This is a genomic window from Clostridium sp. UBA7339 (assembly GCF_002470865.1).
GTDB lineage: Bacteria > Bacillota > Clostridia > Clostridiales > Clostridiaceae > Clostridium_J > Clostridium_J sulfidigenes.
The window spans coordinates 198,008-224,960 of sequence record NZ_DKPI01000003.1 but is presented as its reverse complement, the minus strand read 5'-3'; the positions used below and the strand labels follow the sequence as shown (position 1 = coordinate 224,960).

The 26,953-nt window shown below is 29.9% G+C and carries 34 protein-coding genes; 7 read left to right on the top strand and 27 right to left on the bottom strand.

Annotated elements, in window-relative coordinates; genetic code table 11:
- Positions 1-50: 50 nt before the first annotated feature.
- Positions 51-470: a hypothetical protein gene (locus B2S02_RS01360; protein ID WP_346848152.1), complete on the bottom strand. Its 420-nt coding sequence runs from the start codon at positions 468-470 to the stop codon at positions 51-53.
- A gap of 180 nt (positions 471-650) precedes the next feature.
- Between B2S02_RS01360 and B2S02_RS01355 the strand changes: the two genes are divergently transcribed.
- The 3 genes from B2S02_RS01355 (at position 651) to B2S02_RS01345 (ending at position 2,236) form a co-directional block, all read left to right on the top strand.
- Positions 651-1,142, top strand: a complete 492-nt coding sequence (locus B2S02_RS01355; RefSeq protein ID WP_346920161.1) for a YajQ family cyclic di-GMP-binding protein — start codon at positions 651-653, stop codon at positions 1,140-1,142.
- A 217-nt stretch (positions 1,143-1,359) separates the two neighbouring features.
- On the top strand, positions 1,360-1,608 hold the full coding sequence (locus tag B2S02_RS01350) for an AbrB/MazE/SpoVT family DNA-binding domain-containing protein (RefSeq protein WP_035135880.1): 249 nt from the start codon (positions 1,360-1,362) through the stop codon (positions 1,606-1,608).
- Between the two features lie 184 nt (positions 1,609-1,792).
- Positions 1,793-2,236, top strand: a complete 444-nt coding sequence (locus tag B2S02_RS01345; RefSeq protein WP_035135877.1) for a MarR family winged helix-turn-helix transcriptional regulator — start codon at positions 1,793-1,795, stop codon at positions 2,234-2,236.
- Between the two features lie 69 nt (positions 2,237-2,305).
- On the opposite strand, the gene B2S02_RS01340 is transcribed toward B2S02_RS01345, so the two are convergent.
- From B2S02_RS01340 to B2S02_RS01325, 4 genes are all read right to left on the bottom strand, one after another.
- The gene (locus B2S02_RS01340; protein ID WP_346876204.1) at positions 2,306-3,169 is read right to left on the bottom strand and encodes a hypothetical protein; all 864 of its coding nucleotides are present in this window, start codon (positions 3,167-3,169) and stop codon (positions 2,306-2,308) included.
- 448 nt (positions 3,170-3,617) lie between these two features.
- Entirely contained in the window at positions 3,618-4,304 is a 687-nt protein-coding gene (locus B2S02_RS01335; protein ID WP_346920160.1) for a peptidylprolyl isomerase, read from the bottom strand.
- A 138-nt stretch (positions 4,305-4,442) separates the two neighbouring features.
- Positions 4,443-5,045, bottom strand: coding sequence for a protein kinase (locus B2S02_RS01330; RefSeq protein ID WP_346876202.1), 603 nt, complete (start codon positions 5,043-5,045; stop codon positions 4,443-4,445).
- Positions 5,046-5,111: 66 nt separating this feature from the next.
- Positions 5,112-6,368, bottom strand: a complete 1,257-nt coding sequence (locus B2S02_RS01325; protein WP_346920159.1) for a DEAD/DEAH box helicase — start codon at positions 6,366-6,368, stop codon at positions 5,112-5,114.
- 114 nt (positions 6,369-6,482) lie between these two features.
- Between B2S02_RS01325 and lexA the strand changes: the two genes are divergently transcribed.
- The gene (lexA, locus tag B2S02_RS01320; RefSeq protein ID WP_035132284.1) at positions 6,483-7,091 is read left to right on the top strand and encodes a transcriptional repressor LexA; all 609 of its coding nucleotides are present in this window, start codon (positions 6,483-6,485) and stop codon (positions 7,089-7,091) included.
- A gap of 75 nt (positions 7,092-7,166) precedes the next feature.
- Here the strand turns inward: lexA and B2S02_RS01315 are convergent, their stop codons facing one another.
- The 8 genes from B2S02_RS01315 to B2S02_RS01280 all read right to left on the bottom strand — a co-directional run bounded on the left by B2S02_RS01315 (position 7,167) and on the right by B2S02_RS01280 (position 17,095).
- The gene (locus B2S02_RS01315) at positions 7,167-8,450 is read right to left on the bottom strand and encodes a methionine gamma-lyase family protein (protein ID WP_346876200.1); all 1,284 of its coding nucleotides are present in this window, start codon (positions 8,448-8,450) and stop codon (positions 7,167-7,169) included.
- A gap of 120 nt (positions 8,451-8,570) precedes the next feature.
- Complete coding sequence (gene miaA / locus B2S02_RS01310; RefSeq protein ID WP_346920158.1) at positions 8,571-9,512, bottom strand: tRNA (adenosine(37)-N6)-dimethylallyltransferase MiaA; 942 nt, start codon at positions 9,510-9,512, stop codon at positions 8,571-8,573.
- Between the two features lie 18 nt (positions 9,513-9,530).
- Complete coding sequence (gene mutL, locus B2S02_RS01305; RefSeq protein ID WP_346920157.1) at positions 9,531-11,384, bottom strand: DNA mismatch repair endonuclease MutL; 1,854 nt, start codon at positions 11,382-11,384, stop codon at positions 9,531-9,533.
- A gap of 29 nt (positions 11,385-11,413) precedes the next feature.
- Positions 11,414-14,038, bottom strand: a complete 2,625-nt coding sequence (gene mutS, locus B2S02_RS01300; protein ID WP_346848143.1) for a DNA mismatch repair protein MutS — start codon at positions 14,036-14,038, stop codon at positions 11,414-11,416.
- Between the two features lie 47 nt (positions 14,039-14,085).
- Complete coding sequence (gene miaB, locus B2S02_RS01295; protein ID WP_346848142.1) at positions 14,086-15,441, bottom strand: tRNA (N6-isopentenyl adenosine(37)-C2)-methylthiotransferase MiaB; 1,356 nt, start codon at positions 15,439-15,441, stop codon at positions 14,086-14,088.
- A gap of 339 nt (positions 15,442-15,780) precedes the next feature.
- Positions 15,781-15,903 carry a hypothetical protein gene (locus tag B2S02_RS01290; protein ID WP_346920156.1) on the bottom strand — a complete coding sequence of 41 codons (123 nt, stop codon included), beginning with the start codon at positions 15,901-15,903 and terminating at the stop codon, positions 15,781-15,783.
- Positions 15,904-16,172: 269 nt separating this feature from the next.
- Positions 16,173-16,685 carry a hypothetical protein gene (locus B2S02_RS01285; protein WP_346920155.1) on the bottom strand — a complete coding sequence of 171 codons (513 nt, stop codon included), beginning with the start codon at positions 16,683-16,685 and terminating at the stop codon, positions 16,173-16,175.
- The gene (locus B2S02_RS01280) at positions 16,655-17,095 is read right to left on the bottom strand and encodes a hypothetical protein (protein WP_346920154.1); all 441 of its coding nucleotides are present in this window, start codon (positions 17,093-17,095) and stop codon (positions 16,655-16,657) included. Before B2S02_RS01280 ends, B2S02_RS01285 begins: the two co-directional genes overlap by 31 nt.
- Positions 17,096-17,266: 171 nt before the next feature.
- On the opposite strand from B2S02_RS01280, the gene B2S02_RS01275 reads away from it, so the two are divergent.
- Positions 17,267-17,566: a hypothetical protein gene (locus B2S02_RS01275; RefSeq protein ID WP_346848139.1), complete on the top strand. Its 300-nt coding sequence runs from the start codon at positions 17,267-17,269 to the stop codon at positions 17,564-17,566.
- 736 nt (positions 17,567-18,302) lie between these two features.
- Here B2S02_RS01275 and B2S02_RS01270 read toward each other — a convergent pair.
- The 7 genes from B2S02_RS01270 to B2S02_RS01240 all read right to left on the bottom strand — a co-directional run bounded on the left by B2S02_RS01270 (position 18,303) and on the right by B2S02_RS01240 (position 20,812).
- Positions 18,303-18,476 carry a hypothetical protein gene (locus B2S02_RS01270; RefSeq protein WP_346848138.1) on the bottom strand — a complete coding sequence of 58 codons (174 nt, stop codon included), beginning with the start codon at positions 18,474-18,476 and terminating at the stop codon, positions 18,303-18,305.
- Positions 18,477-18,548: 72 nt separating this feature from the next.
- A complete protein-coding gene (locus B2S02_RS01265) occupies positions 18,549-18,920 on the bottom strand; it encodes a hypothetical protein (protein ID WP_346848137.1) in 372 nt (123 codons plus the stop codon).
- An 11-nt stretch (positions 18,921-18,931) separates the two neighbouring features.
- On the bottom strand, positions 18,932-19,081 hold the full coding sequence (locus B2S02_RS01260; protein ID WP_346920153.1) for a hypothetical protein: 150 nt from the start codon (positions 19,079-19,081) through the stop codon (positions 18,932-18,934).
- Between the two features lie 39 nt (positions 19,082-19,120).
- Positions 19,121-19,318 (bottom strand): hypothetical protein, encoded by a 198-nt coding sequence (locus B2S02_RS01255; RefSeq protein WP_346848135.1) that lies wholly within the window; start codon positions 19,316-19,318, stop codon positions 19,121-19,123.
- 9 nt (positions 19,319-19,327) lie between these two features.
- A complete protein-coding gene (locus tag B2S02_RS01250) occupies positions 19,328-19,531 on the bottom strand; it encodes a BhlA/UviB family holin-like peptide (RefSeq protein ID WP_346920152.1) in 204 nt (67 codons plus the stop codon).
- A 72-nt stretch (positions 19,532-19,603) separates the two neighbouring features.
- Positions 19,604-20,143 (bottom strand): hypothetical protein, encoded by a 540-nt coding sequence (locus tag B2S02_RS01245; protein ID WP_346920151.1) that lies wholly within the window; start codon positions 20,141-20,143, stop codon positions 19,604-19,606.
- A 192-nt stretch (positions 20,144-20,335) separates the two neighbouring features.
- Entirely contained in the window at positions 20,336-20,812 is a 477-nt protein-coding gene (locus B2S02_RS01240; protein WP_346920150.1) for a hypothetical protein, read from the bottom strand.
- 76 nt (positions 20,813-20,888) lie between these two features.
- Between B2S02_RS01240 and B2S02_RS01235 the strand changes: the two genes are divergently transcribed.
- Positions 20,889-21,146, top strand: a complete 258-nt coding sequence (locus B2S02_RS01235) for a hypothetical protein (RefSeq protein WP_346848131.1) — start codon at positions 20,889-20,891, stop codon at positions 21,144-21,146.
- A gap of 104 nt (positions 21,147-21,250) precedes the next feature.
- Here the strand turns inward: B2S02_RS01235 and B2S02_RS01230 are convergent, their stop codons facing one another.
- The 6 genes from B2S02_RS01230 to B2S02_RS01205 form a co-directional block, all read right to left on the bottom strand.
- Complete coding sequence (locus B2S02_RS01230) at positions 21,251-21,373, bottom strand: hypothetical protein (protein WP_346848130.1); 123 nt, start codon at positions 21,371-21,373, stop codon at positions 21,251-21,253.
- A 53-nt stretch (positions 21,374-21,426) separates the two neighbouring features.
- Complete coding sequence (locus B2S02_RS01225) at positions 21,427-21,828, bottom strand: hypothetical protein (RefSeq protein WP_346893166.1); 402 nt, start codon at positions 21,826-21,828, stop codon at positions 21,427-21,429.
- A gap of 72 nt (positions 21,829-21,900) precedes the next feature.
- On the bottom strand, positions 21,901-22,161 hold the full coding sequence (locus tag B2S02_RS01220; RefSeq protein ID WP_346920149.1) for a hypothetical protein: 261 nt from the start codon (positions 22,159-22,161) through the stop codon (positions 21,901-21,903).
- 101 nt (positions 22,162-22,262) lie between these two features.
- Positions 22,263-22,433, bottom strand: coding sequence for a hypothetical protein (locus B2S02_RS01215; RefSeq protein ID WP_346920148.1), 171 nt, complete (start codon positions 22,431-22,433; stop codon positions 22,263-22,265).
- A 717-nt stretch (positions 22,434-23,150) separates the two neighbouring features.
- Positions 23,151-23,480: a HesB-like protein gene (locus tag B2S02_RS01210; protein ID WP_035132274.1), complete on the bottom strand. Its 330-nt coding sequence runs from the start codon at positions 23,478-23,480 to the stop codon at positions 23,151-23,153.
- Positions 23,481-23,675: 195 nt separating this feature from the next.
- Complete coding sequence (locus B2S02_RS01205) at positions 23,676-24,242, bottom strand: MEDS domain-containing protein (RefSeq protein ID WP_035132272.1); 567 nt, start codon at positions 24,240-24,242, stop codon at positions 23,676-23,678.
- Between the two features lie 307 nt (positions 24,243-24,549).
- On the opposite strand from B2S02_RS01205, the gene asnB reads away from it, so the two are divergent.
- On the top strand, positions 24,550-26,415 hold the full coding sequence (gene asnB, locus B2S02_RS01200) for an asparagine synthase (glutamine-hydrolyzing) (RefSeq protein ID WP_035132270.1): 1,866 nt from the start codon (positions 24,550-24,552) through the stop codon (positions 26,413-26,415).
- Between the two features lie 57 nt (positions 26,416-26,472).
- On the opposite strand, the gene B2S02_RS01195 is transcribed toward asnB, so the two are convergent.
- Positions 26,473-26,946 (bottom strand): hypothetical protein, encoded by a 474-nt coding sequence (locus tag B2S02_RS01195; RefSeq protein ID WP_346848128.1) that lies wholly within the window; start codon positions 26,944-26,946, stop codon positions 26,473-26,475.
- Between the last annotated feature and the right edge of the window lie 7 nt (positions 26,947-26,953).

Genomic DNA, 26,953 nt, shown 5'->3' with positions numbered 1-26,953 from the left:
ATAGTAAAATATTATAAAACTATTATATCATATATAATAGTTTTGTGTAGCTATCTTTTATTATTTAATACATATAAACCTGGATATTCTTCATGTAGCAGTCCATCTGTACCCGTTTCTTCCATAAGTTCATCCATGCCTTCTACATCAGATATATAATCCCAATTAGATTCATCATCGAGAGCATCTATATATGGTATTTCATCTTCTTCTAATGGTACTACATCTTCTTGAAAGCTATCCTCTTCTTCAATTGTATCAAAATCACTAAAGTCTTCCAAATCGATTTTGATTTCTTCTTCTTTATTCTTTTCAAATACCTCATCTATTTTTACAGCCTTAACATCATATCCTTCAATCTCTAGACATTTACCACAGTTATCACAGATCTTATCTCTATTGTATTCACATACATTGCACTCTCCACAATCATTACATACTTTCTTTTCATCAAAAATACAGTATTTCATTATCATCACTTCCTGTTTTATCTTTATTAAATCATTAGACTATTTTAACAAAACTATTGAAAAACATCAACTAAAAATAAATCTAAATTTTTTAAAATTTATATAGACATTTTTAAATATATAAATTATTATATATTTATATGTTTTTTACATATAGATTATTTTAAGGAGGTTCTAAGTATGGCAAGTTCATATTCCTTTGATGTGGTTTCTGAAATTAATATGCAAGAAGTTGATAATGCTATTAATCAAGCCCTAAAGGAAATTAAACAAAGATATGACTTTAAAGGTACTAAGACAGAAATAACTTTACTAAAAGATGAAGTTAAGCTCATATCTGATGATGAGTTTAAGTTAGAGACTGTAATCGACATACTCAAGGGGAAATTTATTAAAAGAGGTGTCTCTTCCAAAGCTCTTGAAGTTGGTAAAATTGATTCAGGTTCTCTAGGTACAGCTAAAGTTACTTGTAAATTAATAAAAGGTATCTCTACTGAGAAAGCTAAAGCTATGGTGGCAGATATTAAAGCTAGTAAAATAAAAGTTCAGCCTCAAATAATGGATGATCAGTTAAGGATATCTGGAAAGAATAAGGATGATTTACAAGAAACAATGCAGCTATTAAAATCTAAAGACTATGGTATAGATGTACAATTCACTAACTATAGGTAAGGTTTATATTTGTAAAATATGACAAATGCAAAAAATCTCTGTTAAAATTTAAAAGAATAAGTTATAATAGATATATATTAACTATTAATGTATAATTTAATGGGAATTGGATAATTTAATAATGTATACAAATTACAATAATTATATATAATAGTTATATATAATCCCACTTATACTTATGAAAAAATAAATAACAAACATTTAGGAGGAAAATATTATGAAATCAACAGGTATAGTAAGAAAAGTAGACGAATTAGGAAGAATAGTAATTCCGATAGAGTTAAGAAGAACTTTAGACATCGAGATAAAAGATGCTTTAGAAATTTATGTAGATAGAGATCAAATCATATTAAAAAAATATGAGCCAGCATGTTTATTCTGTGGTAATGCTAGAGACGTTAAAAACTACAAAGGTAAAAATATTTGTGAAGAATGTCTTGATAGTATTGCTAAAATGCAAGAATAATAAATTCTTACATAATTAATTTAAAATACAAAAACAGCATTTTGATTTCAATTCAAGATGCTGTTTTTTATTGAATTTTATCATTGAATTGTAATTAATTGACTATATTCGAAAAAAAGTGTATAATAATACAGAAGTATAATAAACTTTAATGTTTTTTATAATATAATTTAGGAGTGATTTTTTGAAAATTTATGAAGATCCACAAATAGAAAAGATAGAGAAACTATTAAGAAGAGTATGCTTTTATATAAAGAAAAAAGGAAGAACTATATTAGAAGATTATGATATTACTCCTGCACAATTTGAAGCTTTACAAATTATAGTAAATCATAAAGAAGTAACCATTAGTGAACTTAGCAATAAACTATATCAAGCCCCTAGCACCATCACTGATTTAGTTGATAGAATGGAAAGTAAGGATCTTGTTAAGAGAGTTAGAGATTCAAAAGATAGACGAATAGTTAGAATAGAAGGTTTAGAAAAGGGACATAACATATTAGAAGCAGTAATTATGGAAAGATGTAAATTTCTCGATTATTCCTTAGAAAACGTTTCTAAAGAAGACAAGGATAGTTTTACTGAATATTTAGATATACTAGAACATGCTTATACAGAAGGTAAATAACAAAAATGCTGAAGTATTTCTAATTTTAAAATTAGAAATACTTCAGCATTTTTTATACTATTTTTTATATTATTTATTATTGTTTATATCGTCTCTTATTTTTAGTAGTAATTGTTCTTTATCGTCCATCAATTTAGAAATTTTATCATCATAATGAGATTTCATAGACCAAATTTCTTTTCTGTACTCTTCCTCTTTTTGCAACACTTCTTTTTGCATAGAAATCCTTATTTCATCATCTTTTAATCTTAATTCTCTGCTAAACTCCTCTGAAATCTGGTTAATCTTATTTTCATAAGAACTCTTCATATCCTGAATTTCATCTTCTAATGCAATACTATGATTTAATTCCTCATTTAATTTATTAGTAAGGCTTTCCTTTTCTCTCTCTAGGTTTTTTAAATTCTCTTCCATGTTTCGGTTTATTGCTCTTAAACTTTCTGCTTCATTTTTATAGGCATTTAACTCATTTACCTTATCCTTTAACATGAGGTTTAACTCTTTATATCCCTTGATATCTTCTCTCTCTTTTTCTAAAAGTTCTTTATATTCCTTTAACGAATCCTTCAGTTCTTTATTATGAGACTTTAAATCTTCTAGTTCTTTTTTTAAACTTTCTATATTCCCCTTTAATTTTTCACTTCTATTAGTCTCTTCCTCTAAAGTTCCTTTAAAACTATTAATAACTTCGGAGTTCTTAACCTTGCTCTTTTCTATCATATTTATGTATATATCTAAAATTCTTTTTGTTATGCTCTGTAACTCTTCTACATCGCTTTTAATAAAGTCTGTACTCGTTGAAGCTTTGTTTAATTCGTAGTTCCTTATTATAAGATCCATGAATTCTTTATTATTTATCCCCTCTACCTCAGCTAAACTTTGAAATTTTTCTTTTAGTTCCTCGCTTATCCTTACACTTAAAATTGAATCCATTAATTACACATCCTTAAAATTTATAAAATTACATCTTGATTTAAGTATACATTATTTTATCCTTGTAAACAAGCATTTTATCCATGTTTACAATACGTATACATTATGTAAACATGTTTTTACCGCAAATTAATATAGTAACCATTCAATATANNTATATTGAATGGTTACTATATTGAAATAATTAAGTAGTAATAAAAGAGGAAGTAGATGAAAAAAGTGTATACGTAGGAAAATTAAACACTTCAAAAAGAGGTAGCAGTGTATTTATCCAATGAGAACAACGAGCAGCTACGTTTTCTCCTAAAAGACAACCACTTCTTAGTATTAAAAATACTGATACTAAGAAGTCTGTTAGTAAGCTTCAGTTCGAAAAGCTCTCTGAAGCAAAGAACTCAGTTTATAAAAAAAATAAACCTAGCCATAACACAGCTAGGTTTATTTAAAATTATTTTGTATATTTTACAGGTTCATTATAAGTAACTCCAAAGGTATCTACTGAAATGGATTTAATTTTTATATCCTTCTTAGGTCTATCATTACTGCCAGTTTCTACTTTAGCTATAGAGTCTACAACATCCATACCTTCTATAACCTTACCAAAGGCTGCATAGTCTCCATCTAAACTAGGTGTATCACCATGCATTATAAAAAATTGAGATCCAGCAGAATTCTTATCATTTGATCTAGCCATAGATATAACACCCTTAGTATGTAAAAGAGTATTTTCAAACTGGTTATTTGTAAATTCACCATATATGGAGTAGTCAGGTCCACCCATTCCAGTTCCTTCAGGATCTCCACCTTGAATCATAAAGCCTGAAATTACTCTATGAAATATTAGACCATCATAAAATTTACTATTAGCAAGACTTATAAAGTTTCTAACGGTATTTGGTGCTATTTCGGGATAAAGCTCCATCTTTATAATTTTTCCATCTTCCATTTCTATGGTAGCCACTGGATTTTTATCCCCTTCCTTCTTCTCCGTTTCCTTTGAAAGATATATTTCTTTATTATCATTACTTCCAGTATTAGTTTCATCTTTACTAGTCTTATTAGAGGTACTGCATCCTATTAATGCAAGGGAAAGTATTGCTGTAATAATCAAAGTTCCTAATGTACTTTTTTTCATTTGAAACGTCTCCTTTCATATGTTTATATGTTTTTACTAGATAAGTTTACCATTGTATCTTTTAAAATAAAACCTATAATTAGTTAATTTTTGATTAAAATTATCCAATTAAACACAAAAGCTCTAAGACTGTCATTCTTAGAGCTTTTTATCTTTCTCAGCTAATTTTTTTAGATATTCTTTAAATTGACTTCTCCAAGATTCGTATAGATTCCTATCTATTCTTTGTAGATAATAGAAAAATTCACCTATACTATCTCTCTTTAGTATACCTCTCATCAGATGCCGTGGAAAAGGCATCTCCCTATCAAAGTTATCCTTTGGATCTATAACTTTGATAGAAAAGTCCTCTTGTACATAGAGATCCTTGCAACGTATATCTAACTTTTTATAACCAAGTTCTTTAAAATCATTTATTAAATCTACTAGGCTTCTTACTAGTTTCTGATTTAGAGGGTTATGATTTAGATACTTATCAAGTCTTATCCCATCTACAAACTCTCTTACAATAAAAAAATCTCCATAGTCAAAAACCTTAGGAAAGGATGGATGATGCATAGATGATTTAAGAATTATATACTCTGTTTCGCAAACTTTTTTATCATTAAATATTTTTATAATTCTCTCATTATCAATTCTATATACCACTCCATTATTGCCCTTTCCTAGAAATTTAGAACTCCTTATAATGTTCTCCACTTCATCACTTAAGTAAATTGCATTTGTAAAATGTCTAGACATAATTCCTCCCTAGATAGAACTCTATTAGATTATATGCATAAGATATACTTTATATTATCCTTATACCTATCTTTTATCTCTTTTGTCCTTTTTAGCAGTATTCTTCCTAGGTTTTGATGATTTCTCAGATGGTTTTGACCTTTTATCTGAAGGTGCATTACTCTTCTTATAGTTTTTAACCACAACAGCTACATCTTCAATATTTCCGTGAGATATAGTCTTCTCAGTAAGATTAAAATTCAGTTTTTTACTATAAGCTTTTAATTGCGCTATCTCCTTAGGTGAAATAATAGATATAACATTACCACTTTTATCTCCACGAGCTGTTCTACCACTTCTATGCACATAAGTATTTATATCTTCTGGTAAGTCTACATTGAATATATGAGTAACGTCCTCTATATCCAATCCCCTTGCAGATAAGTCTGAAGATACCAAAAGGTTTATACGCTCCGATTTAAAGTCTAACATGGTTTTTTGTCTTTGATTTTTAACAAAACTACCATGTATTCCATCCACCTTTAGTCCATGGTATTTTAGCTTAGTAGTTAATATTTCTATTTCATCACTTTTATTAATAAAGGCAATAGCTTTTCTAGGATTTATACTTGCCATTAATTTTCTAAGAATAAGTATCTTATCCCTCCTATCACAAACTATATATAAATTGTTTATGTTAGGGTTTATAGTTGAATCATCATTACACTTTATGATTTTAGGGGATTTCATTAAGCTTTCCCCTATACTTAAAGCTTCCTCTGTTAAAGTGGCAGAAGTCATTACTAATTGTCTATCTCTAAGTGTAGTTTTTATAACATCCTTAACTATATTTAAATTATTTTTGTCTAAAAGTTTATCACACTCATCAATTACTATAGTTTTAACTGTATGAGCACTTATTTTTTTCATTTTTATTAGCTCTAGTATTCTTCCTGGAGAACCTATTACAAATTGAGGTTTTTCCTTTAGTTTTTCAACCTGTCTTTTTATATTTACATCCCCCATGATAACCGTAGACTTTATATTCAAAGAAGATTTATCTCCCAAAGTACTTAAAACTTCATTTACTTGAAGGGCTAATTCATGGGTAGGAACTAAGACTATAAATTGATTTTCTCTTTTTTCATAATCAATTCTCTCAATTAGTGGTAGCAAATAAGCCAAGGTTTTACCACTGCCTGTTTCACTTTGCATTATCACATCCATATTTTCTGATATTTTAGGAATTGATAATTCTTGTATTAGAGTTGGCTTTATTATTTTTAATTCCTCCAATACCTTTATTATTTCCGCATTTATATTTAATTCTAAAAAATTTTCCATTTTTTCATCTCCAGTTTTTATTTAAATTTACTACAATAATTTTCCTATATGAGAACAAAGGTTTGATATTCTTTATTTCTTATGGTATAATTATCTAGATTGAGAGGTGTTTTCATGATTGAAATTAAAAGTGGTAAACAATCTGAAATTTATGAGTTTATTAAAAATCAAGTTAATACTAAAGGGTATCCCCCTTCAGTAAGAGAAATTTGTGAAGCTGTAAATTTAAGTTCAACATCTACGGTTCATGGTCATCTTACTAGACTTGAGAAAAAAGGCTTAATAAGACGTGACCCAACTAAACCAAGGGCAATAGAATTACTGCAAGAACCTCATAATAAAAAAGAAATGATTAATATTCCTATTATAGGTAAAGTTACAGCTGGAATTCCTATACTTGCCCAAGAAAGTATAGAAGATTATCTAACTATCCCCCTTGACTTTGTAAACAGTACAAATGAATTATTTATACTTAAAGTTCAAGGTGACAGTATGATAGAAGCTGGAATCCATGATAAAGACTTAGCTATAATAGAAAAAACTTCTATTGCATCTAACGGAGATATTGTAGTTGCTCTAATAGAAAATGAAGCCACTATAAAAACTTTTTTTAAAGAAGATGGGCATATTAGACTACAACCAGAAAACTCCACCATGGAGCCAATAATTGTTGACGATTGCAAAATCTTAGGTAAACTATCAGGAATCTATAGAAAATATTAAGAAGCTATAATAGCTTCTTAATATTTTTTATATAATAAAATAAATTTATTATATATCTATTAATTTAACTCCTAATTAAGATAATATTCTAGATATAGCCATTAAAACTCCAACTTTTCCATGATCAAAGGTCAATCCACCTTGAAGATATGCTATATATGGCTCTCTTATTGGAGCATCAGCAGAAAGTTCAATGGAAGAACCTTGTATAAATGCACCCGCAGCCATAATTACTTCATCTTCATAACCAGGCATAGCCCAAGGTTCACATTCTACAAAGGAATCTATTGGAGAACCAGCTTGAATACCCTTGCAAAACTGAATTAATTTATCTTTATCATTAAATTTAACAGCTTGTATGATATCACTTCTCTTAGTATCATATTTTGGGAGTACCTCAAAGCCTAAAAGCTCCATTACCCTTGAACAGAATATAGCTGTCTTTACAGCTTCCATAGCCACGTGAGGAGCTAAAAATAATCCTTGATATAAACTTCTCATTACACCAAAGGTAGAACCACACTCTCCGCCTATACCTGGAATGGTCAATCTATATGCTGCTTGAGTTACATAGGCTTTTTTACCTGCTATGTAACCACCTGTTGGAGCAATTCCTCCACCAATATTTTTTATTAAAGAACCAGCTATAAGATCAGCTCCTACATCTGTTGGCTCTATAGTATCTATAAATTCGCCATAACAGTTATCAACAAAGCAAATTACTTCTGGTTTGATTTCTTTAATTGACTTTATTATTTCACCGATTTCCTCTACTAACAGTGCATTTCTCCACCCATATCCTGTAGATCTTTGAATATGTACAAGTTTTATGCTATTGTCTTCTTTTAAAGTCTTTTGAACCTCTTCAATATTAACTTTACCTGCACTTGTCAACTCTAATTGCTTATAGTTTACCCCATATTCCTTTAAAGAGCCTATATTTACATCCTTAGTTATTCCTATAATGTTATGTAAGGTATCATAAGGTGAACCACATATACTCAGCATTGTATCTCCTGGTCGTAGGTTGCCAAATAAAGCACATCCAATAGCATGAGTTCCATTTACAAAGTGTGGCCTAACTAGGGCTGCTTGTGTATTAAATACTCTAGCGAAAACCTTATCTAAAGTATCTCTACCAACATCACCATAACCATATCCACTAGAATTAGTAAAATGCATATCACTAACTCTTTCAGCTTGCAAGGCACTAAGAACTTTTAATTGATTATATTCTCGAATATCATCCATCATAGAAAATTGCTCTTGAATATCCTTTAAAGCTTCTTCTGATACTTTAAAAACTTCTTCATTTATTTTAAAGTTATTTATTAAAAACTCTTTAGTTTTTTCTATCATAAAAAATCGCTCCTTAAACATAAAATAACATTCTAATACTAACATAGCTATAAATATTAAGCAAATAATTCCTTAATATTTATAGCTATCTATATATCTTATACAATATTTAAAATTAACTTAGTCTTTATATTTTTTCTCTTTATAATCACTAATAATAAATTTTGCTACATCCTCATCATTAGAAAAATCATCCTTGTCTATCCACTTAACCCTTGGATCTTTTCTAAACCAAGTAAGCTGACGTTTTGCATAATTTCTACTAAATTGCTTTATATTTTCTATAGCCTTCTCTTTAGAAACTTCACCATGAAGATGTTGTAATAGCTCTTTATAACCTATTCCCTTCATAGATTGCATATCTGTGGTATATCCTTCTTTTTCTAACCTTATTACTTCTTCTAGAAGACCAGCGTCTAACATTAAGTCAACACGATGATTAATTCTTTCATAAAGCTTATCTCTATTCATATTTAATACATAATAATAAACTTTGTAAGGTATATCAAAAATCTCATCATTTTTAGCTGCTTCAGATATAGGAATTCCTGTTACCTTATAAACCTCTAAAGCTCTAATTACCCTTTTAAGATCATTGGGATATAACTTGTTATAACTCACTTCATCAACGGCTTTTAACAGCTCATGAACATATTCTACTCCATTTTCTAAGGCTAACTGTTCTAGTTCTTTGCGATAAGCTTCATCTTTATTAGTCTCAGCAAAACTATAATTATAAATAAGAGAATTAATATAAAGCCCAGTGCCACCTACCAGCATGGGAAGCTTATTTTCGCTGCTTATTTCTTCAATGGTTTCCTTTGCCAAAGAACTAAATTCTGCCACACTGAAGTTTTCACTAGGATCTAAAAAATCAATGAGATGATGCTTCACACCATTCATCTCTTCTTTGGATATCTTAGCAGATCCAATATCCATCTTCTTATATATCTGCATAGAATCAGCAGATATTATTTCCCCATTAAGTTCTTTGGCAATATGAATTGAAGTCTTTGTTTTGCCAATACCAGTAGGTCCTGCTAATATAAATAAATCTTTCATTGCTTTAATCCCTTCATACTAAATTCTTTTAAAACTTTTTTCTACTTCCTTTAATGAATATTTAATTATAGTAGGTCTACCATGTGGACATGTAAATGGTTCATCTATATACCTTAACTCTTCAAGGAGGGATAAAATCTCTACATCTGATAATTTATCATTAGCTTTTACAGCTGCCTTACAAGCAAGAGTAGCTATTTTATCATATTTTATATCTATGGTTAAACCACTGCCCATGGACTTTATATTTTCTATCATATCATGAAACAAATTGTTTATATGGGGTTTCCCCAAAAACACTGGAACCTCTCTAACTAACACGTCATTTTCGCCAAAACTTTCAACCATAAATCCTGCATTTAAGAAAATTTCTTCATTATCTTTATAAATTGCATACTCATCAAAGGTTAATGGAATGATTGTAGGTACAGCTAAAATCTGACTTACCACATTGAAATTACCTATATTTTTTCTATACTTTTCAAATAATATCTTCTCATGAGCAGCATGCTGATCGATTAAATACAATTCATCTAAATATTCACCAATTATATAACTATTAAAACACTGTCCAATAAGTTTAATTGGTGGAATTTTAGGAATCCTTGATATTTCCTTATTAAAATATATATTATCTCCTTTAGGTTCAACTTGATTTTCAATAGGAATTTCTCTTATATAAAAAGGTTTGTCATTATAATTTGCTTCTTTATTAAATCCAAAATCCTTATTATAACCTAAATTATTATCCTCACTAGTATAGTGATTATCATTTAAATATCCAATTTGACTAGGTTCTGAAGAAGTATAGCTTTTATGTAGTTTATCCTCTTGAACTATAGCTAAATCCTCAATTTCTTCTGGTATAATAAAACTCTTCTTTAAGTTTTCTTTTAATGCACTATGAACTCCATCAAATATAGTTTTAAATAAAACTCTTTCCTCTAAAAACTTAACTTCATTTTTAGTTGGATGTACATTGGGATCTATAAATTCTGGAAATATATCAATGTGTATAACGAAGAAGGGAAATTTATTTACCATAATAAAGGATTTAAATGCATTCTCTACCGCAGCAGTTATTAAAGAACTTTTTATAAGTCTCTTATTTACAAAAATGCTTTGTCTATTTCTACTACCTCTACTAATACTCTCTTTTCCAATATATCCATATACAGATAAAATATCGCTATGGTTTTCTATTGGTATTACATTTTCATATACTTCTTTTCCATATAAAATTCTAAGGGTTTTATCTAGTTCATCTTCACTAAAGGTTCTAAGGGTTTGTTTTCCATCATTAATTAAGGTTATAGAAGTCTTATAATTTCCTAGAGCTAGCTTTAATACCAAGTCATTTATTATAGATTTTTCTCTTTGAGGTGATTTTAGAAACTTTTGTCTCCCTGGAGTATTGAAGAATAAATCTTTAACTTCAATTTCCGTTCCTAAATTACAACCTACATCTTTCTCATAGATTACTTTTCCACCTTCAATATAGATCTCTCTACCATAATCAAAAGCTTCCATCCTTGATTTTAGTCTTACCTTTGAAACAGCAGCTATACTAGCAAGAGCTTCTCCACGAAATCCAAAGGATTGAATATCGTAAATATCCTCTACGGAACTTATCTTACTTGTACCATGAGGCAAAAAAGCTATTTTTATATCTTCAGGATGAATACCACGTCCATCATCTGTGATTCTTATAAGCCTATTGCCACTATCTTCTATTTCAATAGTTATGTTTTTACTGTCAGCATCAAGGCTGTTTTCCACTAATTCCTTAACAACAGAACTAGCTCTTTCAACAACCTCTCCTGCTGCAATTTTATTGGCAGTGTTTTCAGATAATAAATTGATTCTTCTCATAATACACCCACCTTAAATAATTATTTTATCTATATATTCTTAGCTTTTTTTATAATATCGTATAATTTATTAAATCCATCCATAGGTGTAAGATTAAGTACATCTATAGATTTAATTTCGTCAATTAAGTTTTGCATAGCTACATCTTCAAAAGCTATTTGCTGAGTTAAACAAATTTCTTTTTCTATTTTTTCTAATTTCTCTGTAGATGGAATTACAGTTTTCGCTTCTTCTTTGATTATATCTTTTGAAGTGCCATCTTCTAAAGTTTCTAAAATTTCTCTTGCTCTAGAAATTACTGCTGAAGGTAATCCAGCAAGTTTAGCAACCTCTATACCATAAGATTCATCTGCTCCACCCTTTATAATTTTACGTAAGAATATAATATTATTATCTACTTTTTTTGCTGAAATAGAGTAATTTTTCACTCCTGGAATTTCTCCTTCTAGCTTAGTTAATTCATGATAATGTGTGGCAAATAGGGTTTTGCATTTAATATTTGAATTTTTACATATATACTCTATAACTGCCCATGCAATACTAAGTCCATCGTAGGTACTAGTACCTCTACCAACTTCATCAAGAAGAACCAAACTCTTATTGGTAGCATTATTAAGAATATTTGATACTTCCCACATTTCTACCATGAAGGTACTCTTACCACCAGCTAAGTCATCAGAAGCTCCTATTCTAGTAAATATTTTATCACAAATAGAAACATTTGCTTCTTTGGCAGGAACAAAACTTCCCATTTGAGCTAATAATGTAATTAAAGCTACCTGTCTCATATATGTAGACTTACCAGCCATATTAGGACCAGTAATTAACATAAGTCTATTGTCTTCAAGGTCTAAGGTAGTATCATTAGATATAAAGCTATTTGCCTTTGTAATAACTTCTACAACTGGGTGTCTGCCCTCTTGAATTTCTATGATTCCCTCAGTATTAATTACAGGTTTCACATAATTATGTTCTCTAGCAACCATAGCCAAAGCCCATATACAGTCAATTTCAGATATAAGCTTAGCTGTATTTTTCATTCTCTCTATATTTTCTTCTAATTTCTCTCTAATCTCTGTAAATATAGAATATTCAAGAGCAATTAATTTCTCTTCTGCTCCTAAGATTTTATCTTCCATCTCCTTAAGCTCAGGAGTTATATATCTTTCAGCATTAGACAAAGTTTGTTTTCTAATATATCTTCCTTCTGGCACTGAGGAAAGATTAGATTTTGTAACTTCTATATAATATCCAAAAACCTTATTATAAGAAATCTTAAGGGATTTTATACCTGTAGCTATTCTCTCTTCATTTTCTAAATTTGCAAGCCAAAGCTTTCCATTAGTTTTACTTTCTCTTAATTCATCTACTAATGAATTATAACCAGTTTTAATAATATTACCTTCCTTAACAGACAAAGAAGGTTCATCCATAATAGAGCTTTCGAGAAAAGTCCAAATATCTCTTAGCTCATCTAAGTTAGAATAAACATCCTTCATTAAAGGACTTGTAAGATTAGAAATAAGTTCTTTAATCCTTGGAACTTTAGCAATGGAATGCTTTAATGATATAAGTTCCTTTGCATTTATTGCAGTAGAGCTTATTTTACCAACCAATCTCTCAATATCATAAATGCTATTTAAAGCTTCCTTTAAATCTTCCATTAAGATTATATCCTTAGTAAACTCTTCAATGGCATCTTGTCTATTTAAAATATCTTCCTTAATAATTAGAGGCTCTTCTAACCACTTTCTAATTCTTCTTCCACCCATAGATGTATTTGTTTTATCTATAACCCATAAAAGAGTTCCTGTTTTTCCTTTATCTCTGATATTCTCCACCAGTTCAAGGTTTCTTCTTGAGTTAACATCTATGGTCATATAGGTGCAGATATCATATATCTCTATATGGTTTATATGAGTCAAGGAAACCTTTTGAGTTTCTTTTATATATCTAATTAATCCATTACAAGTTTTAGTTACTATTTCTGATAATTTATCTATTTCTATGTTCAAGAATTGTTCTTTAAGATCTTCTTCTTCCATATTAAAATTATCATCTTGGAAGTGGGATATATAAAAGGATGTTCTACTTATAATTTCATCCATAATCTCTTGGTTAAAGTTTTCTGTAATAATTATCTCTCGAGGATTAAATTTACACAGCTCATCTATAAGTACATTAATATTATATTTAAATTCAGTAGTATAGAAATCCCCTGTAGACACATCACAAAAGGCCAATGCAATGTAATTTTCCTTCACATATAAACTAGCTGTATAGCTATTTTTACTCTCATCTAAATAGGAAGCTTCTGTGTAAGTTCCTGGGGTATAAATTTTTACTACATCCCGCTTTACAATTCCCTTAGCCACTGCTGGATCTTCTACCTGCTCACAAATAGCTACCTTAAACCCTTTTGATATTAAGGCTCCAATATAATTCTTAGCTGCATGAAAAGGAATCCCACACATAGGAGCTCTTTCTTCAAGACCGCAATCTCTTCCCGTTAGTGTTAACTCTAACTCCTTCGATGCAACCTTAGCATCATCAAAGAACATTTCATAGAAATCGCCTAGTCTGAAAAATAAGATACATTCTTTATATTTATCTTTAATTTGAAAATATTGTTGCATCATTGGAGTTAATGCCATATATATCTCTCCTTCATAATTATTTTAAAAAAGCGACAAAGTCGCTTTTATACTTCTTCTCCTATTAATGAAAAAGAATTTGCTTTAGTGATTCTAACATTAACTAACTTACCTATATTTTCTTTATTACCAGTAAAATTAACTAGTTTACTTGTTCTTGTCCTTCCGGTTAATTTTGTATCATCACTTTTACTTTCACCTTCTACAAGAACTTCAACAATTTTTCCATCATAAAGCTTATTTTTCTTAGCAGAAATTTCATTAACGACTTCAACTAATCTATTAAATCTCTCTTTTTTAACTTTTTCATCTACTTGGTCAAACATTAAGTCTGCAGGAGTACCACCCCTTCTAGAATATAAGAAGGTAAAGGCAGAATCATACTCAACTTCTTTAACTAGACTTAAAGTATCTTCAAAATCCTCTTCAGTTTCTCCTGGGAATCCTACAATTATATCCGTAGTTAATGCTACATTAGGAATTCTTTCTTTAATTTTTCTAATTGATTCTAAATACTGCTCTCTAGTATAGTGTCTATTCATCTTTTTTAATATTCTTGATGATCCAGATTGTACTGGAAGATGAATAGATTCACATAACTTATCTCCAGCTGCAATTACATCAATTACTTCATCACTTAAGTCCTTTGGATGAGAAGTCATAAATTTCACTCTCTCAATACCATCTACTTTATTTATTCTTCTTAAAAGTTCCGCAAAGTTAATATTTTCGTCTAATCCCTTACCATAGGAGTTAACATTTTGTCCAAGAAGGGTGATTTCTTTATATCCCTCTTTAACCATATTCTCTATCTCTTTTATTATTTCAGCAGAGTTTCTACTTCTTTCACGTCCTCTTACATGGGGAACTATACAATAAGTACAGAAGTTGTTACAACCATACATTATTGTAACAAAGCCTTTTATAGTACTTGCTCTATCAATAGGAGCTCCTTCTATTATATCTGCTTCTTTATCCCAAATTTCTACTATAGGTCTTTCGCCACCTAAAGCTCTTCCAAGATATTCTGTAAACTTATAAGCATTATGAGTTCCTATAATTATGTCTACAAAAGGAAACTTACCTATTATTTTGTCTGCCATTCCCTCTTGTTGCATCATGCAACCTGTAACAGCAATAACCTTATTAGGGTTCTCTTTTTTTAGTTTTTTTAAAGCCCCTAAGTTTCCATCTACCTTTTGCTCAGCATTTTCCCTAACACAACATGTATTAAAGATTATTATATCCGCTTCTTCTTTAGAGTCAGTTCTTACATATCCTAATGGTTTTAATCCACCAGATAATTTTTCGGAGTCCTCTTCATTCATTTGACAACCCCATGTACAAATCCAGAAGGTTTTAGGTTCGTTTAATTTATTTATATTTTTTACATTATTACTCATTGTTGATGTTCCTCCAATATCCAATATATTTATTAAATTTCTATAGTATTATAGCATATACAATACACGAAAAGAAAGGCTAAGGATTACCCTTGGCCTTTTTCTCTTCTTTTAAAATAAGTTCTGATAATAAATTGTAAAACTCTTTTTCATTATCCGTCATCTCTTAATCCCCCAATACAGATATGTAGATCTTACACTTATTTTTATGTCAAAGTTTTGTTCTATCTACCCAAATTATATAGTGTATGTAGACTTATATTCAATATAAAAATACATCAAAAAAGTAAGTAAATTAGACATTAAATGGCTATTCTCACTTACTTTTTCATTGTGATATTATGTTGTATCAAAAATACTATAAATTTTGTGAAATGCTACATCATATTTATACAATTGCATTTTTATATCAGAAGTCTTAGAAAAAGTTACATCTATTCTTTCATATCCTTTCTTAACCATAACACCACCCCTACAATATACTATTCTACATATACCATAAATTTCCTTCAAGTAAAAAAGACTAGTTTCCCCAGTCCATTATTAATTGGTAAATCCCAATCTTGATAAATCGTTATTAAATTTTGTAGCTTTATACTTTTATCCCGATATATGTTAAGCTCCAAGTATGTGCAATAAATTAGTTGGTTCAAACATTAGCTTCACTTGTGTTTGATATTCAAGATTATATAAAAACACTCTTTTACATAAAATATTATCAAAAAATTTTTTTAAAACACCATACCTGGTTCCTTGCTTATGTTAGCTAATGTAGATAAAGGAACAGTGTAAACACCATGATTATAAGAACATGAATCCATGTATCTTATATAACAAGAACCATCGGATTTAAACATATATCCGATAATCGTAATATAGTGATAAATATCTTTATTTCCATTTGAATTATATCTATTACGATAATTTGTTGTTAAAAATCCAAGGGATGGATTTTGTTTCACATCTATAATTACTGGAAAGTTGTTGCCGATATCACATACTATACCTCCCAGTAACTTTTTTGTCCATTCAGATCCATAATTTCTCCCAAATGCTAAACTATATCTATTTCCTGGCATATAATCATTTAATGTTGCTGTCCACCTTACACTTAAACCTGTGTGTGAAGTAGTTGCAAGAGCTGTTGCCATGTTGCCTTGATTGAATCGAGTATTCTTCCCTGTAGTATGATAAGAATGGCAGTCTATAGCATTCAAAGCTGCTGCAGGTCCCACCAGCCCCATCTTTGAACTTCTGGAGACATTGAACCATCATATCTTAATATTTTTGAGTTACCGGCTCCAATTGACCTAGCCATAATTCTATTATCATTCAAACTGTTAGAACTAAGCTCATCACTAGCATTTTTAGAAACAACATCGTTCATATCAATTCCAAGATTCTCAAGCTTATCTTGGACATATTCCTCTGCATTTTGAAACTTTTTGTTAGTTTTTTCAAAATCATCAGCTACATCGTTCATATCTACTATTCCATTTTCTAAATTCTCACCTTCAGTAGGTATAATTAAATTATCTGTAGATACGACCTCATCTGCTTTTGAAGATGTTGTTACTTCGTCTCCAAAAGCAATTAGAGAATTCGATAAAAGTACTAAAAGTACCAATAAAAATGATATGACTTTTTTCTTCATTATGTATCCCCCCCCCTTTTTTTAATTCCTCATACAGTTTAACAATAAATAACTGTATTGTAAATAAGCAAACAATTTATTTGCACATATTGGTAATACATGCTATAAATATATGTATTACAGTATGTAAATATATGTATTACAGTATGTAAATACGAAAGGATTTTGATTATGAAAAAGCCAAAAGTAAAATTTGTTTGTTTGTTTATTATTATATTTTTGTTTTTGCCAACATTTATATTCATAAAAACGGATGAACTAAGAAATGCAAGGGCTTATGTTTTTTTTAAGGCACATTTTAATTTTGCAATAAAGGGAACTGTGACTGAGCAAAAATATTCGCCTAACCCTAATAATGTAGCAATTTATTTCTCATATGGAGATAAAAATATTGGACCAATTTCCCTGTATAAATCAAAATTAGGACTATGGTTTATACAGGGAAATGGAACAGTGCCTGATCCTTATTAATTTATTTTAGAATATAAATTATAAAAAATCGAGTAGGAGGCGGTGACTAACCGCCGTGCTCTCACACCACCGTGCGTACCATTCGGTACACGGTGGTTCAGCAATTAATTAAGTGAATCTTGTTCATGCATTGAGCGTATGCTCCACTAAGTACTTCTAACATTTGTTTTCGAGTTCTACTCTATCTTCAATTAGATAGTCTGTACAACGGTTGTCTGCTTTCAAACATGAATTGCCATTCTCACGACTCTCAACTAATTATTGTCAAGTCCTTCCCTAACCTCAACTTTCGAAAGGTTCATTCAGTACTATGACTTGAACTGACTTCTGAACGTTCAGCTATACCTCTCGGTATAGCTTACTAAGTAAAAAAGTTCATTTTCATGCATAGCTTACCATTCAGACCTCCCCAGTTAAGAGTATAATCCTTCACTCCATATATCTGCCACATTTACACGTTACACTTTCGAGTAGTATAGGGCTTCAGTTTGTTTAGCAATCTTACCCAGTGCAACATGCCTTATATGTGATTTCTGTCCGTCAGACCAGAGATTTACCTACATCTTCCTTCATATTCTACCTCACGGTGGACACCCTTGGTGTTCAGCTGTATGCTTGCTACTACTAAGCTGCATTAGGGACTTTCACCCGTTAGATTATCCCCATGCAGGGCAAACTAAAAAAATAATGGTAGCGAGTTTTACCTCACTACCCCTTCTATTAGCCTAATATATCTTCAAATAGAACAGAGAAATATTGAAATTCCCCATAATACTATTATTGAAATTATACACCAAGATGTATTTTCACTTGTATGTCCATCTATTCGTATCTTTTTTAATATAGATACAAAATTGTTGAAAAAAACTATTATACAAACAGCACCAATTGCTAATAGTAAACCTATCATATCTAATCCCCCTTATAAAATCTTATACTGATATTATGGATTAGATTATAAGTAAATTCAATATATTATCTCCTATAGATACTTATTAGCTGCATTTTTCATTGTTGAAAATCTATTAGTATCATTAGCATTTCCACCTATCTGAATTACTTGCTCTGCCTTTAATCCACTAGCTTTAAAATCATTAACTCGCATTAATGGGCAAGATAATTTTTGAGCCACCATTACTGCAGCAAATAGATCTGCATCTCCTAAATAAGTTACTATTTTTTTCATATCATATTCCTCCTTATTAATTGGCTTTTGTGGCTTAGATATATTTAAACTCACTCTACTATCAATTCCATTGGCAATAGCTCTTGCTAATTCATCAGTTTTCTTATTAAATAATTCGGCATCTTGACTACTATCACAGAATAAACTTTCTACTATTATAGATTCCATACTACTGGCATTTAAATCATGTTAACCTGTACTGTATGGCCTTGTGCTTCTAGTAAAGCTTTAATCTTACCATAAAGAATCCTACAACTATCTACTTCGTCGATTTTTCCTCTAGCACCTCTACAATTAATAGAGTGTCCATATCTTAATCCTATTTTCATAAAACATTCCTCCTTAAATATAAAAGAGTAAGGTTTCCCTTACTCTAAATCGATCTTATTTTCTTTAATGGTCTGTCTTGCACTAGACTGTCCAAAATAAAAAGCAATTACCATGCTAAATATGGTTAGAAACTCTGAAGAACTTATAAAACCTCTTAGGCTTAATATCGCAAATATTATAGTTAATAGTAATGCTATAAGCTTTTTAATCTGTAATAAACCTTTTAGTAATTCCATAGTTAAAACCTACCTTTCTAACTTTTCCTCTATCTTATTTACACTTTTTTTAACATCATCTAAAATATTAAATCTTTGTGTTAAATCTGATATTATCTCCTGGTACTTCCCTTCTCTCCTAGAGTTTTCTTTAAGCACATAAAAAAGGAGGTATGCAAAAAACACTGCAAACACTCCTTGACTAGTAACCATTTTAACTATTTCATTCTCCATTCTACACCTTCCTTTTGCATAATAAAATACCGCATATTCATTTCTGAATAGTACGGTATATATAAATATAGTTTATTCCAGAGAAAAGTCACCTTTTCCTTCTTCCTTTAACCACTTCTTAGCTTGTTTTCTTATATCAAAATATAATCCAGTAGATTGAGCATCGTCGTATATAGCTTTTTTAGCATACTCTCTTGGGAATATTTCCATCATAGATTCTAAATCTTTCGAACCTACCTCAGCTTCTTTATACTCAATAACACTATATTTGCCATTATAATTTTTAAAAGCCATAAATGCTGGTTCTGACCAACTCCCTTGTAGCTTAAATTTTTTATCAACGAATGAGTATACTTCTTGTAATGAATACATATAAACATTAATTAGATCATCATTATCTTCAACTCCATAGATTTTATGTGCTTCAAATGCCTTATAACTAGACTCCTCATAACCAGATTTATTATGTTCTATAATATAATCTGATATTGCCTTATCTAGTTTTTCATCTACATTAACTGATTGTTTGGAAGTGAGATATCCCATATAAATAATAAATAATAATACTATCACTATAACTAATCGAATATACTTTTTAAGAAATTGCTTCACTCTTAATTCCCCCCCCTAGATTATCTTATAACAATATAACTTATGTTAAATTATACCACATAATACATTCCAAAATAATCAATTTTTATCGCAATACTATTACTTTAATGTAGTTTAATATTTTATTCATATTACACCTTCCTTTTTACATAATAAAAGAGACTAGATTTCTCTAATCGCTTAACCAACAACTTAATAATATTGTTCTTCGTATCCTATTCTGTAGCCTATCACTCTAAAATAAACTTTTCCATTATATCCTCTTACTGTAAATCTAGTTCTATCCTTAGAAACTATAATTACCCCTGGATTACTACAGAATACTGCATAAGTAGATATAGTCTTAAGAAATGTACTATCTAAAAGTACTGTAGTTCCTTCCTCTTGTATATCTACATCGAACAACACAACTTCTAGTAATACCTTTGGACTATCTATTGGAGACATTCCAAGTGTAGCACCATCTACAACTATAGTTCCTCCAGCTTTCGTTACATTTGTGTTAAATACATGTCTAGGTGTTCCGGCAACCATAAAACTAATAGTACCATCCGGAGATATTCTTATTCCTGTATCAACCGACTTTGATATATAAAATCTAAACGTACCAGCACTAGCATTTATTTTACATTGGTCTGCAAAGTAAATGGTTGGCGGTTTGCAATCCAAGTAATTAGGATAAAATCTAAACCTAGCAATACCATTTAGATATATGTCTGTTACATCTGCAGCTATACGAATATAAGTGTTTTCATTCCACTTAAGTCTTACTGCTGAGCCTACTCCTAATTCGTTATTTGCAGTTGCATCTATACTGCACTATCCAAACATTTTTATAATAGGATTGTTAGTTGCAGATTTTAAACGTTCTAAGGATATTGTACTTGTTTTGATGTTTCCTCCGTCAATAGTCGTTTGCCCAGCTGTGCTTAGGTTAGTCATTGTAACATATCCAGTAAGATTTATTTTACTGGCACTTATTTTTATGGATTCAGCAGTTTGATTAATACTAGAAATAATAGCATTAGTTGAAACCTTTGCTCCTAAGTCGTTTATATAGGAAGTTGAACTTCGAACTGTAGATACAATTGCAGTATCAGTAATTTTCTACTCTGCGGTATTCATTCTTGTGCTAAAAGAAGTTACTTTGCCATCTATAGTTGTAGTAATCTGTTCTACAGTTCCAACTCTGCTGGTGATTCCTGTTAAGCTAGTTTCTATTGTAGACACTTTACTATTAGTAATGATTATTTGGTCTTGAAAATTCTCTTCAAATGATACACTTATAGTGTTAATTCAGTCTGACTAACCTTTAATGTTATCTGATTTTGTAACTGTGTAATACTGCTACTTTGTGTACTAACTGTAGAATTAAGTCCACTAATCTGTATAGTATGATTACTAATAGTTGCTACTGTACCATCTAATGTCCTTTTAACATCATTAACTCTTGTATCCACACCAGTTATTTGACCTGTCAAAGCATCTATAGTACTAGTGTGGCTACTAATTACACTATTGATAGAGTCTACTGTGGAGTTATAAGAATCTTTAAGTTGTATGGTCTGCCCATCTTTAACTATTGTCGTATTGCTTATTAAAGTAGATATTTGACCTTGTTGAATGTTTAAGGATATAGTATTACTTTCTGTAACTTCCTTCATTGTAGACAATGCACTTGCCAAGCTTGTAGAGTAAGTTAAATCTACAGTTGGATTAATTAGACTACCCTCAGTTAAGAAATGTCCGTCCTTGAATTACTTCATGTATTGAGTAACATCTATAGGTTCTTCTACTGGTGTTACTAACTGGTGATAAACTGTGATTGGATTAGCCTGTAACTCGTCTTTCCATGTTGCTATTGTATAGGTGCCAATTAAAAAGTTAAAACCTATTTGACCGTCACTACTACTGGATGTACAAACAGTATTAAGTGGGGCTAAAGGCCAACTTACACGACTATTACTATATTTATCGCATATAAGGTATTGATCCTTTAAACCATGTAATCTAACCATAATAAAAGCACCTACTCTTTATTTAAGTAAGTGCTGCTTATTACTTCTTTTAGTTTAAATTGCTACCATAATGTGTACTTTATTTTTATTCTCACATTATTTTACCATTTTCCATCATAGCTAATTGGCTTAGATTTTTCATCTGAAGTTTTAGCCCTTCCTTGAAGTTCTGGTACTGGATGAACTTCATTTTTAGGAAAGTGATTATGTTTATTACTTTCTGTACCATGTGAATCTTTTGGATCTGGTCTTCTCATTCCTGCTTTTGCCATAATATTTCCCTCCTACTTATTTGTCACCATTAGTTTAAACAATATGAAAAGTTTTATACTCAAATATGTTTTCTATAGATGGAAATAAGTATATTAAAATAAAAGTACAATGCTAAATAAAATTAACATTGCACTTTTATTTTAATATAAGATTTTACTTATTCATTAGCCGCAGCTACTACAACTTGAGCATCCGCCACCTTCAGCTTGCTTTTCAGGCTCTATAGAAAATCCACCTCTACCATTCTCTTCGCCTGAAAGAATAGTAAGAGCTCCAAATTGCTCAGTAACAGACTTATCTACTAAGAATGTAAGTCCGTCTACTACTTCTGTGTTATCAGTATCCTTTTTTTCATCTAAAACTAGATTAAATGATGGGCCGCCTCATCCCATACCTGCAAAATGAATTCTTACTGTATCTGCTGTAACTTCATTATCTTTTAAAAATTGTAAGAATTCAACGGTAGCTTTATCACTTATTTTAACTGTTGACATAATCTTTACCTCTTTTCCTTTTCAGTTTTATAGATACATTACTATTGTGTCAATGAATCTACATATTTATTACACTAATAAATATTACTATGAATGTCAATTGTATTTATCATTGGATTTATTAATAGATTTTATTTGAAATAAATATACATACTAAAAAAAGTGCAATATTAAACAAGTTTAACACTGCACTTTCAGTAATATAATTATTATTTATTAAATTTAACCGCAACTTGTGCAACCAGCACAACCGCCACCTTCTGGTTTTTTTTCTGGTTCTATTGAGAACCCACCTCTACCATTTTCGTCTGCAGAAAGAATTGTTAATTCACCAAATTGCTCAGTAACTCCCTTATCTACTAAAAATGTAAGTCCTTCTACTACTTCTATGTTATCAGTATCTTTTTTCTCATCTAAAACTAGATTAAATACAGCACCACCACAACCCATACCTGCAAAATGAATTCTTACTGTATCTGTGGTAACTTCATTATCCTTTAAAAATTGTAAGAATTCAGTAGTAGCTTTATCACTTATATTAACTATTGACATATTTTTCTTCCTCTTTTCTATATATACTAACTATTATCCCGATATAATTAAATCTTTATGACATTAAATATAAATAATTTCAATGTCATTTATATTTATATAATATCATAGCCGTTATGTGTGTCAATAGACTTGTTTATCACTCTTTTCTATAGAACTTTATTACCTATAAGAGAATGTAATAGCCAAATTTTTCTATACTATATTACTCTCTACTTGAAAGGATTCTATTGGTAAAATTTCATTTCCAAACATCCTATAATCATGGTATTTATAGGAGCCTCTCATAATGTCTTCAGTAATAGTTTTTCCTCTATTTACATAATCTAAAAAGTCATAGGATGTCAATATATCTATACGTTCCTCTTCGCATATATTAGATAAAGCTTTAATAAATTCTTGAAATATTGTATTGCATGTATTATTTAATATCTTAGCACCATCTATTATAAAGCAACCTCCCCAAAATCCTGAATTTGAGGCTTTGGCTTTAAGATCTCTAAAAAACTTTGAAATCATCGTAGAGTTTATATTTTCATTATAGGATGACATTAATATACTACTCATCTTAATATTTTCTATCATTAATCTTTCATTTGAATCTAAATTATTAGTAAGTAATTTATATATATCTTCATCTACATAAAGATAAACATAGTTATTATTTTCTATTTGCTGTTTTATGTATTTATATAGATTAATCACCAAATGATCCTCTCCATAATAATAAAAACAGATATTTTTACCGCAACAATTACTCATAATCTCTCTCCCCTTAATTAATACCATATTGATTCTATTATTATTATTCTATTACAATGTTTAATTACCTTTTTTTTCCATAAAATAATTATCTGATTATTTTTACATTTTATTACAACCATTTTAAAGTTCTTATCCTGGTTGAAAAGTTATCCAACTTATATAACTTTTCATGTAGAAATATGGTATACTATGTGATAGAAATAATAGTTAGGTACTACTAATTATATAATAATGAATATATTGATTAAGATAGATATATATTGTAAAATATTTTTATGTGTATAAACACTAAGGAGGATTATCGATGTGCGGATTTGTAACGTTTTTTAGCAATTCTAAAATACTAGAAGAAAAGAAAGAAACTCTTCGTGATATGAGAGAAGTTATTAAACATAGAGGCCCAACTCAAGATGGAGAGTATATGGACGAAAATGTTTATTTAGGTTTTAAAAGACTAAGTATTCTTGATTTGGCAAACGGAATTCAACCCTACTCTTATAAGGATGAATTAGAAATAGTTTTTAATGGAGAAATATATAATTATATATCTTTAAGAGATGAATTAATAAAAGAAGGCTATAGTTTTACTACTAACTCAGAGGTAGAAGTAATAGCTACATTATATACTCATTTAGGAGATAAGTTTGTTGAGAAACTTAGAGGAATGTTCTCATTTATTATTTGGGATAGAAAGAAAAAAGTATTCTTAGGTGGAAGAGATCCATTTGGAATAAAGCCATTTTATTATACAGAAAATGAAACTGGACTTTATGTAGCTTCTGAGCTTAAGAGTTTTCATGCTAATCCAGATAGCGACTGTGTTGATATTGATAATGGAGCACTTCATGACTATCTTACATTCCAATTTGTACCTGAACCTAAAACTCTACTAAAGGATATAAAGGTTTTAAAACCAGGTCATATTATAAAGAAAGAATTAGGTAAAGCTCATGAAATAAGTTGCTATTATTCGATCAAGTTTAACCCTACTCCAGGACCTAAAGATGAAAAGATGGAAGAAATTCGTAAGGCCATAGAAGATTCCGTTGAACTGCATATGCAATCTGAGGTTCCTGTTGCATCTTTCTTATCAGGTGGGATTGATTCTACTGTAGTAACTGCTTTAGCAAAAAAACACATGCCGGACTTAAAGACCTTTACCATAGGTTTTGACCGAAATGGATATAGTGAAATTGATTTAGCTAGAGAATCAGCTGATAAACTAGGGCTAGAAAACATAAGTAAAATAGTTTCTTATGAAGAATTTGCCAATGAATTACCTAAAATAATTTGGCATATGGATGAACCCGTAGCAGACCCTGCAGCTATACCACTTTATTTTATAGCAAAAGAAGCAGCTAAGCATGTTACAGTTATTTTATCTGGAGAAGGCGCTGACGAGGTATTTGGTGGATATACTATTTACCATGAACCTAATTCGTTAAAAATGTTTGATTATGTACCTGGCTTCTTAAAGAAAGCCTTAAAATCTGGTGCATCCCTTATACCAGAAGGAACAAGAGGAAAAAGCTTTATTGATAGAGGCTGTACTCCTATGAGAGAGCGTTATGTTGGTAATGCAAAAATCTTCTTAGATGATGAAAAAGAAGGAATACTTAATAAGTATGAGTCAAAATATACAATTAAGCGATCTATGAATGATATCTATGATAGAGCTGCTCAGTATGACCCTATTACTCAAATGCAGTTTGTAGATTTTAATACATGGCTTACTGGAGATATCCTTGTTAAAGCTGATAGAATGACTATGGCTCATTCTTTAGAGCTTAGGGTACCTTTCCTAGATAAAGAAGTGTTTAAAGTTGCTTCAAAGCTCACTGCAGATGAAAAAATCAATGGTCATGTAACAAAATACTTATTAAGAGAGTCTTTTAAATCAGAATTACCATTCTTAACTGCTCTAGATAGAAAAAAACTGGGATACCCAGTTCCAATAAGATTATGGCTTAAGGATGAACTTTATCAATGGGCTATGGACATAATAAAAAATAGTAATGCTGATGAATTTGTAAATAAAGCTGCTGCTATTAAATTAGTAGAAGATCATAGAAAGGGTCCATTTGACTTAAGTAGAAAGATTTGGACAATACTTATATTCTTAATTTGGCATAAAGTATATATAGAAAGAGAAACTCCTTTTCTAGATTAAGATTAAAGACGTAGAACTCTAATAAGAATTCTACGTCTTTTTATTTGTATTATAAAACTATTTAACTACACTTATGTTGTTCTCTTTTAACCAATCAATTAAATGATTAATTAAAAATTCATCTCTAAAGGTATAAAATTCATCTAATTTGTCTTTATTAATTAAAACTCTATTAAAAGTTAATAGAGGATTTGACCAATCAACCTTACTATAAATTTCATTTTTGTCATTAGGATTTAAAGTATCTAAGTAGCTTTTCATGGAATTCACTAATATACTTTCATCTATTAGTGGAATATAAAGATAATTATCACTATAGTTCATAGTAACATCTTCTGCTTCCGTAGCTAATTCCTTTTCCCAACTTTCAAGTTTATCAAATTTGGATTCATCCTTTAATGCTTCTATAATACTTTGAGGAATGTAAGAAAATTCACCATCATTTAAGTTTAAATAACATTCCCCTTCACCTCTTGTTTCTGATAAGCTAAGCTCTAACATTAAGTCTAAATCAATGTTTAAATTATTCATAAAATTT

Bases quoted from the DNA above. Each gene is read 5' to 3' on its own strand.
- B2S02_RS01260 (WP_346920153.1), bottom strand. From the start codon at position 19,081: ATGAAAATAGGATTAAGATATGGACACTCTATTAATTGTAGAGGTGCT.
- B2S02_RS01220 (WP_346920149.1), bottom strand. From the start codon at position 22,161: ATGGTTAGATTACATGGTTTAAAGGATCAATACCTTATATGCGATAAA.
- B2S02_RS01280 (WP_346920154.1), bottom strand. From the start codon at position 17,095: ATGAAGAAAAAAGTCATATCATTTTTATTGGTACTTTTAGTACTTTTA.
- B2S02_RS01350 (WP_035135880.1), top strand. From the start codon at position 1,360: ATGAAATCAACAGGTATAGTAAGAAAAGTAGACGAATTAGGAAGAATA.
- B2S02_RS01195 (WP_346848128.1), bottom strand. From the start codon at position 26,946: ATGAATAATTTAAACATTGATTTAGACTTAATGTTAGAGCTTAGCTTA.
- B2S02_RS01335 (WP_346920160.1), bottom strand. From the start codon at position 4,304: ATGAAAAAAAGTACATTAGGAACTTTGATTATTACAGCAATACTTTCC.
- B2S02_RS01255 (WP_346848135.1), bottom strand. From the start codon at position 19,318: ATGGAATTACTAAAAGGTTTATTACAGATTAAAAAGCTTATAGCATTA.
- B2S02_RS01355 (WP_346920161.1), top strand. From the start codon at position 651: ATGGCAAGTTCATATTCCTTTGATGTGGTTTCTGAAATTAATATGCAA.
- B2S02_RS01285 (WP_346920155.1), bottom strand. From the start codon at position 16,685: ATGGGGCTGGTGGGACCTGCAGCAGCTTTGAATGCTATAGACTGCCAT.
- B2S02_RS01265 (WP_346848137.1), bottom strand. From the start codon at position 18,920: ATGGAATCTATAATAGTAGAAAGTTTATTCTGTGATAGTAGTCAAGAT.
- B2S02_RS01250 (WP_346920152.1), bottom strand. From the start codon at position 19,531: ATGGAGAATGAAATAGTTAAAATGGTTACTAGTCAAGGAGTGTTTGCA.
- B2S02_RS01215 (WP_346920148.1), bottom strand. From the start codon at position 22,433: ATGGCAAAAGCAGGAATGAGAAGACCAGATCCAAAAGATTCACATGGT.
- asnB (WP_035132270.1), top strand. From the start codon at position 24,550: ATGTGCGGATTTGTAACGTTTTTTAGCAATTCTAAAATACTAGAAGAA.
- B2S02_RS01275 (WP_346848139.1), top strand. From the start codon at position 17,267: ATGAAAAAGCCAAAAGTAAAATTTGTTTGTTTGTTTATTATTATATTT.
- B2S02_RS01360 (WP_346848152.1), bottom strand. From the start codon at position 470: ATGAAATACTGTATTTTTGATGAAAAGAAAGTATGTAATGATTGTGGA.
- miaB (WP_346848142.1), bottom strand. From the start codon at position 15,441: ATGAGTAATAATGTAAAAAATATAAATAAATTAAACGAACCTAAAACC.
- B2S02_RS01210 (WP_035132274.1), bottom strand. From the start codon at position 23,480: ATGTCAATAGTTAATATAAGTGATAAAGCTACTACTGAATTCTTACAA.
- B2S02_RS01340 (WP_346876204.1), bottom strand. From the start codon at position 3,169: ATGGATTCAATTTTAAGTGTAAGGATAAGCGAGGAACTAAAAGAAAAA.
- B2S02_RS01325 (WP_346920159.1), bottom strand. From the start codon at position 6,368: ATGGAAAATTTTTTAGAATTAAATATAAATGCGGAAATAATAAAGGTA.
- B2S02_RS01290 (WP_346920156.1), bottom strand. From the start codon at position 15,903: ATGGTTAAGAAAGGATATGAAAGAATAGATGTAACTTTTTCTAAGACT.
- B2S02_RS01315 (WP_346876200.1), bottom strand. From the start codon at position 8,450: ATGATAGAAAAAACTAAAGAGTTTTTAATAAATAACTTTAAAATAAAT.
- B2S02_RS01330 (WP_346876202.1), bottom strand. From the start codon at position 5,045: ATGTCTAGACATTTTACAAATGCAATTTACTTAAGTGATGAAGTGGAG.
- B2S02_RS01270 (WP_346848138.1), bottom strand. From the start codon at position 18,476: ATGATAGGTTTACTATTAGCAATTGGTGCTGTTTGTATAATAGTTTTT.
- lexA (WP_035132284.1), top strand. From the start codon at position 6,483: ATGATTGAAATTAAAAGTGGTAAACAATCTGAAATTTATGAGTTTATT.
- mutS (WP_346848143.1), bottom strand. From the start codon at position 14,038: ATGGCATTAACTCCAATGATGCAACAATATTTTCAAATTAAAGATAAA.
- mutL (WP_346920157.1), bottom strand. From the start codon at position 11,384: ATGAGAAGAATCAATTTATTATCTGAAAACACTGCCAATAAAATTGCA.
- miaA (WP_346920158.1), bottom strand. From the start codon at position 9,512: ATGAAAGATTTATTTATATTAGCAGGACCTACTGGTATTGGCAAAACA.
- B2S02_RS01205 (WP_035132272.1), bottom strand. From the start codon at position 24,242: ATGAGTAATTGTTGCGGTAAAAATATCTGTTTTTATTATTATGGAGAG.